Source organism: Synechococcus sp. 63AY4M2 (assembly GCF_002760475.1).
GTDB lineage: Bacteria > Cyanobacteriota > Cyanobacteriia > Thermostichales > Thermostichaceae > Thermostichus.
On sequence record NZ_AXUX01000001.1, the window covers coordinates 2,417,912 to 2,426,631 of the forward strand.

Consider the following 8,720-nt stretch of genomic DNA (forward strand, 5'->3'; position numbering starts at 1 on the left):
CTTCAGGCATTATTAATCCGGCAGTGATTGGGAGGCCCAGCGTGGAACGGCCCAAGTGGGTAGCCATTATGACGGGAGCTTTGGCCATTGCCCTGGGGGTGGGCTATTTGTTGTTGGTGCAGCTATTGGACTACCGGGGGGGCGAGTTTTTGCCAGCGCCGCTGGAGCCGCCGGCGGTTTTGCCAGGGATCCCTGTCCTTTTTGGCCACTTGGGCTGAGGGCGATCTCGATTGGCGTTTTCTGTCTTCAGCTTCTGGTTTTGCCGGTGGGTAGCTGTTCCTAAACAAAGCTTCTTGCAAAAACTGTATGCCCAGCTACAGCTAGCCCTATGCTAGAGAAGCGGCTGCGGAGCCCGCTTGCGCCGGGGTTGCCAGCGGAGAGGGTTCAGCCGTCCTAAATTCGCGAACGCTTCTCTCGCCTTTGCAGATCTCTAGACTAGATAGATCTTCAGGGTTTGCCTGGGGATCAGGATCTGTTCCCGATTGGGCATTTGGGCAAGCTGTGGGTTGGCATGGTGTTGTCGCGCTCCACTTGGCTGTGGTTGTTGACGGGGCTGGGCTTGGCGGCTCTCAGCCAATACCTGCAATGGGTTGAGGGCATCTACAGCTTTGTGGCTCCCTATTCGGTGCCGCTGGCGGATCTGGCGGTGGCCGGCATCCTGGGCGGAACAGTGGCGGCAGGGCTGGTGGCACGCCATTGGTGGCAACAGGTTCGCCGACCGCAACAGGATCCCACCCCAGCGGCTAAGCCGCGGCGGCGGGTTAAGTTGACGCGGGATCAGGTGCAAGCAGATCTGCAGGATGTCGATCGCCTTATCCAGAAGCTGCAGGACGACATTAGCCGTCGCGCCTTGCAGGCCAAGGCGCGGGAGATCGATCGACGGCTGGCCCAGGAAGAATTGCACCTGGTGGTGTTCGGCACCGCTTCTGCCGGCAAAACCTCTCTCATCAACGCTCTGCTGGGGCAGCCTGTGGGGGAAACCGCTCCCACCCTGGGCACCACCCAGCAGGGATCCATTCACACCTATCAACTGGAGGGCTGGAGTGGCCCCATCTCCCTCACCGATACCCCTGGCCTGCTGACCATCGGCGGCGCCGGCGAGGCGGAGGCCCGCGCCCTGGCCCAGAAGGCGGATCTGTTGATTTTGGTGGTGGCTGGGGATCTGCTGGCCTCAGAATATGCCGAGCTGCTCGAGCTGGCCCGGCTGGGGAAATCCACCATCCTGGCCCTTAACAAGACGGATCAGATGTTGCCGGAGGAGGTGGAGATCATCTTGGCCCACCTGCGCCAGCGCACCGCCGGCGTCATTCCCCCTGAGCAGGTGGTGGCCATTGCCGCCGACCCGGAGCCCTTGAAGGTTCGCTACTGCTTCCCCGATGGCTCCAGACAAGAAACCTGGGAGCCGCAGCCCCCCGATACAGGCGCCCTGGTCCAGCAGATGGCCCGCCTGCTGCAGCAAAAGGGATCCCATCTGCGCCTGGCCAACGCCCTGTTGCAAACCCAAACCTTGAGCGAGGCCGTCCAACAGGCCCTGCGGGAAGAGCGCTACCACCAGGGTCGCCAGATCGTGGAGCGGATGCAGTGGGCCACCGCTGCTGCCCTGGCCGTGACTCCCCTTCCGGCTTTGGATATGCTGGCGGGGGTGGTCATCCAGGCGCGCATGATCGGGGAGCTGCATCAGGTGTTCGATCGCCGCATCACCCTGCAGCAGGCTCAACAAATGGCCCACAGCCTGGCGCAAATGATCGTGCAGCTTGGGGGACTGGAGCTGGCCACCCAGGCCCTGGGCTCTGCCCTCAAAGCCAGTCCCTGGATGCTCATGGGGATCCCGCTGCAGGCGGCCAGCGGAGCCTATCTGACGCGGGTGGCGGGGCTGAGCTACCTGGAGTGGCTGCAATCGGGGGATCCCTGGCAAGAGGAGCTCCTGCAAGAGCGGCTCAAGCAGCAGCTTCACAGCCGTTATCCGCTGGCCTTTCTCAAGCAATTGGCTCGCCAAGCCCACTCCAGCAGCTAGCCGAACAGCCCAAGCTCAGCTAGGGCCATTTCAAAAGCAAAAAACCCGTCGCTAGCCCAAAGCAACCCCCTCGGCGGCATGGCCATTCGCCGGCAACTGGTTGAGATCCAACTGCCAAAGCTGAAATTGCTGCGGCTTCCCGGCCTTGGGCACTTGCAGCCAGACCAGTCCCCTTTGCCCCACCTGCAACACCTCGGATCCGACGGGCACGGCCACCTGGGCCAAGGGATACCCCCCCTCGCTATACAGCCAGAGGGAAGAGAACTCCTCCCCCTCGCGACACAGGAGCAGCACGCCCCAAGGGGCCTTGGCCATTTGCAGGGGCCACCCCTTCAAAAACCAGCGGCGCAGCCGCAGCGGGTTGACCTGCACCGAGCAAAGGTGGGGGCAGCATCCCTGGCCTCCTCCATCCCCGCCGGCAAAAAGCAGCCGCTCCCCCAAGCTGAGCACTCTCCCCCTGGGATCCAGGGGTAGGCGATAGCGCAGCGGCTGGGAGCCCGTCTGCGGAGGCCAGGCCGCCGGATAGGGCAACACAGTCATTTCCACCCACTGCCGCCCCAATCCCGCCAACAGCACCAGATGCTCCGAGAGAGCCAGCAAGCGGAGCAGGGATCCCGTTGGCACCTGCCAAGGCCAGCGAAAGTAGCAGTGGAACTCCGGAAAAGGTTGAGCTACGGTTGGCCCAGCCGGCAGCCATTGCACTGCCCCAATTTCTTTGGCAGTGGCCCAGACCAACTCCTGCCGCTCCGCCAGCCAGGTGGCTCGCCAATCCTCCGCAAAACTCAGCAAGGTACGGACGCGCGCGGGACTCAGGTGCAAAAGGTTGCTTTTGGAAAAAGCCAAAGCCTCCGGGAAGCTCGGCAAGGGCAGCACTTGCTGCAACGGTTCGGCCAAGGAGAAACAGGCCAGAGGCGGCGCTCCTGAGGCAAGGGTCTGCAGATCCAGCCACTCCAGCCGCTGAGGGGTTACCCGCAGCAGCAGCGGGGATCGGGAGCCGCTCGGATCTTCACAGATGCAGAACTTTTGCTCAGGCAGGGACTCCCTCCCGCCCTCGCCAACAAAACCCGGATCCGGCAGATCCCAGACCTGCAGGCCGGGAGGTGACCGCCTGGACAGGCGAGGGCCGACCCAACAACCGGCTGGCTCCTGCCACTCCCGGGCAAAGGTTGCCAGGGCCGAACGCATCTGGGCCGCGGTGCGAAACCGCCGCAGGGGCAACTTGCGCAACGTGATCTCCAGCAGTTCCTGCAGCGGGGCCGGGATCCCTTCCGGACAGACAAACGGCTGGTTGAGGTGGGCGTGCATCAACTGGCTGGGGGAGCCGGAAAAGGGTCGCCGGCCCGTCAACAGCTCCAGGAGGATGATCCCCACCGCGTAGAGGTCAGAAGCGGGGCTGAACTGGCCGTAGAACCGCTCTGGCGCCATGTAGGCGGGGGAGCCGGTGGCAGAGATCTCGCCGGGAGCAGGCTGGGGGTGACGAGCGATGCCAAAGTCCGTCAGCTTCAGTTGCCAACCCTGGGGCGTGGGCTTGAGCAAGATATTCTCTGGCTTGACATCGCAGTGGATTACCCCCTGTCGATGGGCATGATCCAAGCCGGCCAAGATCTGATCCACAAAGCCCAAAACCTGCTTGACCGGCAGCCACAGCCCCCGCTCCACCTGGTCGATCAGCTCCCGCAGCGTGCCCCCTTCGCAGTACTCCAACACCAAATAGCGCCCCTCACGGGCATGTTCGAGGGCGTAGCAGCGGGTGATGTTGGGGTGGTTCAATGTCAGCAGGTAGCGCAGCTCCCGCAGCAGGTTGGGGGTGGGAAAGCGCTCTGCCGGCAGCTCCTTGAGGGCCACCAGATCCCCCCCGTGGCGGGGCCGGGCACAGAACACGCGCCCATACTGCCCTTGGCCGGCCAAACCCAAAATTTGGTAGCTGTCGTGAATCGACTTGGTGGTACGGGTGCGTCGGGACACGGCCCCAGGGGAATCCATACCGGCACCTTGTATCGTTATATCCCCTGCCCGCTCTCTTCTTGTCCTAATCTCGGCACGGGAACGCTGGACACCTAGGCACCTTTGCCGACAGGGCTGCTCCCCCTGCACCCCCCAACAGAGAGCTTAGGAGCCGGTTAACTGCTTGAGCAGCTCCGCCGCGTGAGCCTCCACCTTGACCTTGGTGATGATGGCCTCGATCTTCCCCTCCGGATCGATGACAAAGGTGGTGCGGTGAATGCCGTTATAGACTTTGCCCATAAACTTTTTCGGGCCATAGACGCCGTAGGCGCTGGCCACCTTGGCCCCCTCGTCCACCAGCAGCGGAAAGGGAAGCTGCAGTTTTTGGGCAAACTTTTGGTGGGAACGGGCGTCGTCGGCGCTCACCCCCAAGACGTGGATCCCGTGCGCCTGATACTCGGCGTAGGCATCGCGAAAGCCACAGGCTTCTCGGGTGCAGCCGGGAGTGTTGTCCCGCGGGTAGAAGTAGAGCACCACCCGCCGGCCCCGCAGCTGGCTCAGGCTGACCAAATTGCCCTCGGCATCGGGCAGGGTAAACTCCGGCGCCGGATCCCCAACAGCAAGAGCCATAGACGGGATCCCTCCTCAGGTGGATTTTTTGGGGGAGAGGATCATCGTGATGTTTCGCCCTTCCTTTTGGGGGGGCTGCTGCATTTCCGCCACGCCTTCTAGGTCTTTGAACAAGCGCTGCAGCAACTCTTCCCCCAACTCGGCGTGCTGGGCCTCGCGACCGCGAAACATCACCGTGGCTTTTACCTTGTCTCCATCCCCCAAAAACTGCTGAGCGCTGCGCAGGCGGACGTGGTAGTCGTGCTCGCCGATGTTGTAGCGAAACTTCACTTCCTTGATCTCGGCGGTGTGTTGTTTTTTGCGGGCCTCCCGTTCTTTTTTCTCCTTCTCAAACTTGAACTTGCCGTAGTCCATGATGCGGCAGACGGGAGGATCCGCCTTGTCGCTGACCAAGACCAAGTCCAGATCTTTTTCTTCGGCCAGGCGCAGGGCTTCGCGCGGGCTCATGATCCCCAACTGGGTGCCATCGGTGTCGATGAGGCGAATTTTGGGGAAGCGGATGCGCTCGTTGATGGCCGGCAGCTCTGCGCGCTGCTTGCGGGGCAAGCGGTCAAGTGGACGTTCTACGGACAAGTTTTCCTCTCTGTGAACAACAACCTAGATGGTAGTACTCAGAGAATAGCAGCCTCTTTTGCGCCCTTGCTGGCCGACGGACTTGCACCCCCAAGTGGTCTATCGGCCAGGAGGGCAAGGCATGCTGCACCTATACTAGCCGGCATTTTTTGTTTTCTTCTAGGGGTTCGCCGACCCACTGGAAGGAAGAAGGATGCTGGATTGGGGCAGCAACCGCGGTAGGATAACCAAAGTGGCGCTCCTGCCGGTGAGAGGGCAGGGGGGGGCTTGTTTTCCGGTTAGCAGGGAGGGCAAAAGTGGTGCAGCTCGGTTTAACGGAACGGGAACTGAAAGAGTTGGCCCAAAAGTCGGTGCAACTGATCCTGAGCCCGCGAGAAGGAGATAGCGAGGCGCTGGCTCAGTACAAAGCCTCGGCCGAATTCCGGGCAGGAGTTCATCTGGCCTGCGCGGCCATGGTGCTCGTCTTGGCGGAAAACAACGAGCGGATTAGCCAGCAGTTGGCTGCTCTCCAGGAAAAGGGATCCCTACCTCTACAGGAACCTTCCCAAAAACCTGCCAGCTAGAGCTGTGCCATGGTTCCAGAGACAGACCCACTGCAAGTGCGCAGCGAGCGGGACGCGATGGGGGAGCGGCAACTGCCGCAGTCGGTGTACTACGGCATCCAAACCGCCCGCGCCCTGGAGAATTTTCCCATCAGCGGCCTCAAGCCGCTGCCGGAGTACGTGGAGGCCTGCGTGCTCATCAAAAAAGCGGCGGCGGAGGTCAACGGCGAGCTGGGCTGCATTCCCCCCGACGTGGCCAAGGCCATTGTCCAAGCGGCAGACGAGATCCTCCAGGGATCCCTGCGGGATCAGTTTGTGGTGGATGTGTACCAGGCCGGGGCGGGCACCTCCCACCACATGAACGTCAATGAGGTGTTGGCCAACCGCGCCCTGGAGATCCTGGGAGAGCCCAAGGGGCGCTACGAGCGGGTCAGCCCCAACGACCATGTCAACTACGGCCAATCCACCAACGACGTCATCCCCACCGCCATTCGCCTGGCGGCCCTGCTGCGGGTGCGGCGGGATCTTTTGGGCACGCTGGACAACCTGGTGGCGGCGCTGGAGCAGAAAGCACAGGAGTTCCACGGCATTCTCAAGGCGGGCCGCACCCATTTGCAGGATGCTGTCCCCATAAGGCTGGGAGATAGCTTCGGCGCCTATGCGGCCATCTTTGCCCAGCACCGCCGCTGGATCGAGGAGGCCAGCCAGGCTCTGGGCAGCTTGGGGCTGGGGGGCAGCGCCGTCGGCACCGGCCTCAATACCCATCCCCAGTACCGGCAAAAGGTGGTGCAACGGCTGGCAGAGTACACCCAGTTGCCCCTTACCCCGGCCCCCCATCCCATGGCGGCGATGCAGAGCATGGCCCCCTTTGTGCACCTGTCGGGATCCCTGCGCAACCTGGCCCAAGATGCCATCAAAATGGCCAACGACCTACGCCTGATGGATTCCGGCCCCAAGACTGGCCTCAAAGAGATCCAACTGCCGCCGGTACAGCCCGGCTCCTCCATCATGCCCGGCAAGTACAACCCGGTGATGGCCGAGATGCTGAACATGGTCTGCTTTCAGGTGATCGGCCTGGACACCGCCATTCTCCTCGCCGCCCAGGCAGGCCAATTTGAGCTCAACGCGATGATGCCGCTGATTGCCTATAACCTCCTGCATAGCTTGCAGATCCTCAACAACAGCCTGCGCGTCTTTACCGAGCGCTGCGTCCGCGGCATCACCGCCCAGGCGGATCGCTGCCGCAGCTATGCTGAGGGGACGCTGGCTTTGGTGACTGCCCTCAATCCCTACATTGGCTACCTGCAGGCGGCAGAGGTGGCTAAGATCTCCCTGGAAACCGGCAAGCCCATCCGCCAGATCGTGTTGGAGCGCAACTTGATGAGCCCGGAACAGGTGGCCAAGGCGTTGAATCTGGAGGCGATGAGCCAGATGCGCTCTTAGCCCCTCCGCGAAAAGGGCAATTAGCCCTCTCGCCTGCCCCTTCCCCCTAGACTAAGTAAGACTCTCCTTTGCCAAGGCAGGCCATGACCGGAGAACGACTGAGCTTGCGGACGAAGCTGGCCTATGGGGTGGGGGATCTGGGCACGGGCATGACGGCCAATATCCTCATCTTTTTCCTGCTGCCCTTTCTCACCAATACCGTCGGCATGGCGGCAGGCTTGGCCGGCAGCATCTACGCCATCACCCGCTTTTGGGATGCCGTCAACGATCCCATCATCGGCATCCTCAGCGACCGCACCCGCAGCCGTTGGGGCCGTCGCCGCCCCTGGCTGCTGTTTTCGGCCATCCCCTTTGGCCTGACTTTTGCAGCTCAGTGGTGGATCCCTTTTCCCGGTCAGATGGGCCCCCTTTTCGCCTACTACCTGGCGGTGTCCCTGCTGTTCAACACCTTTTATTCTGCCGCCAACATCCCCTACGCCTCCCTGACGGCGGAGCTAACCCAGGATTACGACGAGCGCACCCGGCTCAACCAATTTCGCTTTGCCTTCTCGGTGGGGGGCAGCATGGTTGCCGTGGTTACCTTTCCGCTGCTGTTTAACCTGCTGCCGGATCGGGCTGCCGGCCATCTGCTGGCGGGGGCTTGTTTTGGGGCCATCTCGGCTGTGCCCCTGCTGCTCTGCTTTTGGGGAGTACGAGAACGTTTTCAATCCCAACGGGATCCGCTGCCTCTGCTGCAGCAACTGCGGGTGGCCTTCAGCAATCGCCCCTACCTGTTTGTCAGCGGCATCTACCTGTGTTCTTGGCTGGCCTTTCAGTTCACAGCCACGATCATCCCCTATTTCATCGTCTTCTGGATGGGCCTGCCCGAGGTGTGGATTTCTCTGGTGGTGTTGGCGGTTCAGAGTGTTGCCGTGCTGACCCTGTTTGCCTGGACATGCCTGAGCGCTCGGCTGGGCAAGCGCGCCATGTACCTGATCGGGGCGGGGTTTTGGCTCATCTCGCAGGCGGGCCTATTTTTCCTGCAGGCCGGCCAGGAGCGGCTCATGATTGCACTAGCCCTGTTGGCAGGGATCGGGGTTTCCGCCACAGTGTATCTTGGCCCTTGGTCAATGCTGCCGGATGTCATCGACCTGGACGAGCTGCACACTGGGGAGCGGCGGGAAGGGATCTTCTATGCCTTCATGGTGTTCTTGCAAAAGGTGGGCCTGGCGCTAGGGCTGTTTTTCGTGGGACAAGCTCTGGATTGGGCCGGCTTTATCCCTTCGGTGGCCGGAGAGGCCCCACCCCTCCAGCCAGAATTGGCCTTGCTGGCCATCCGCCTCGCCATCGGCCCCCTGCCGGCAGTGGCTTTAATCGGTGGGATCCTGCTGGTGTGGCTGTACCCCATCACCCGGCAGCGCCACCGGCAGATCCTAAGGGAATTGGAGGCAAGACGAGCGGGAGCATGACTCTAGTCAATGATACGCTGGACTATACTGAAAATAATGTACAGTATGTTCAGTATGGCTGCTTGGTATGGCTAGATATGTAAAACCGAGAGAAGCGGCGGATTATTTTGGGGTGTGTCTCCACAC

Annotated in this window: 8 protein-coding genes; 5 read left to right on the top strand and 3 right to left on the bottom strand. The window is 61.9% G+C overall.

The features are described from left to right. The first annotated feature begins 41 nt into the window (after positions 1-41). Together SYN63AY4M2_RS10770 and SYN63AY4M2_RS10775 are read left to right on the top strand one after the other, a co-directional pair. A complete protein-coding gene (locus tag SYN63AY4M2_RS10770; protein WP_099812959.1) occupies positions 42-218 on the top strand; it encodes a hypothetical protein in 177 nt (58 codons plus the stop codon). 236 nt (positions 219-454) lie between these two features. Further along, complete coding sequence (locus SYN63AY4M2_RS10775; RefSeq protein WP_240527342.1) at positions 455-2,014, top strand: GTP-binding protein; 1,560 nt, start codon at positions 455-457, stop codon at positions 2,012-2,014. Positions 2,015-2,065: 51 nt separating this feature from the next. Here the strand turns inward: SYN63AY4M2_RS10775 and SYN63AY4M2_RS10780 are convergent, their stop codons facing one another. The 3 genes from SYN63AY4M2_RS10780 to infC form a co-directional block, all read right to left on the bottom strand. After that, on the bottom strand, positions 2,066-3,997 hold the full coding sequence (locus SYN63AY4M2_RS10780) for a serine/threonine-protein kinase (RefSeq protein ID WP_011430960.1): 1,932 nt from the start codon (positions 3,995-3,997) through the stop codon (positions 2,066-2,068). A 126-nt stretch (positions 3,998-4,123) separates the two neighbouring features. Then, positions 4,124-4,588 (bottom strand): thioredoxin-dependent thiol peroxidase, encoded by a 465-nt coding sequence (bcp, locus tag SYN63AY4M2_RS10785; protein ID WP_011430959.1) that lies wholly within the window; start codon positions 4,586-4,588, stop codon positions 4,124-4,126. Positions 4,589-4,603: 15 nt separating this feature from the next. After that, positions 4,604-5,161 (bottom strand): translation initiation factor IF-3, encoded by a 558-nt coding sequence (gene infC / locus SYN63AY4M2_RS10790; protein WP_011430958.1) that lies wholly within the window; start codon positions 5,159-5,161, stop codon positions 4,604-4,606. 296 nt (positions 5,162-5,457) lie between these two features. Between infC and SYN63AY4M2_RS10795 the strand changes: the two genes are divergently transcribed. The 3 genes from SYN63AY4M2_RS10795 to SYN63AY4M2_RS10805 all read left to right on the top strand — a co-directional run bounded on the left by SYN63AY4M2_RS10795 (position 5,458) and on the right by SYN63AY4M2_RS10805 (position 8,594). Beyond that, entirely contained in the window at positions 5,458-5,724 is a 267-nt protein-coding gene (locus tag SYN63AY4M2_RS10795) for a hypothetical protein (RefSeq protein ID WP_011430957.1), read from the top strand. A 9-nt stretch (positions 5,725-5,733) separates the two neighbouring features. Further along, a complete protein-coding gene (locus SYN63AY4M2_RS10800) occupies positions 5,734-7,146 on the top strand; it encodes an aspartate ammonia-lyase (protein ID WP_041438484.1) in 1,413 nt (470 codons plus the stop codon). Between the two features lie 83 nt (positions 7,147-7,229). Further along, on the top strand, positions 7,230-8,594 hold the full coding sequence (locus SYN63AY4M2_RS10805) for an MFS transporter (RefSeq protein ID WP_099812961.1): 1,365 nt from the start codon (positions 7,230-7,232) through the stop codon (positions 8,592-8,594). Positions 8,595-8,720 lie beyond the last annotated feature (126 nt).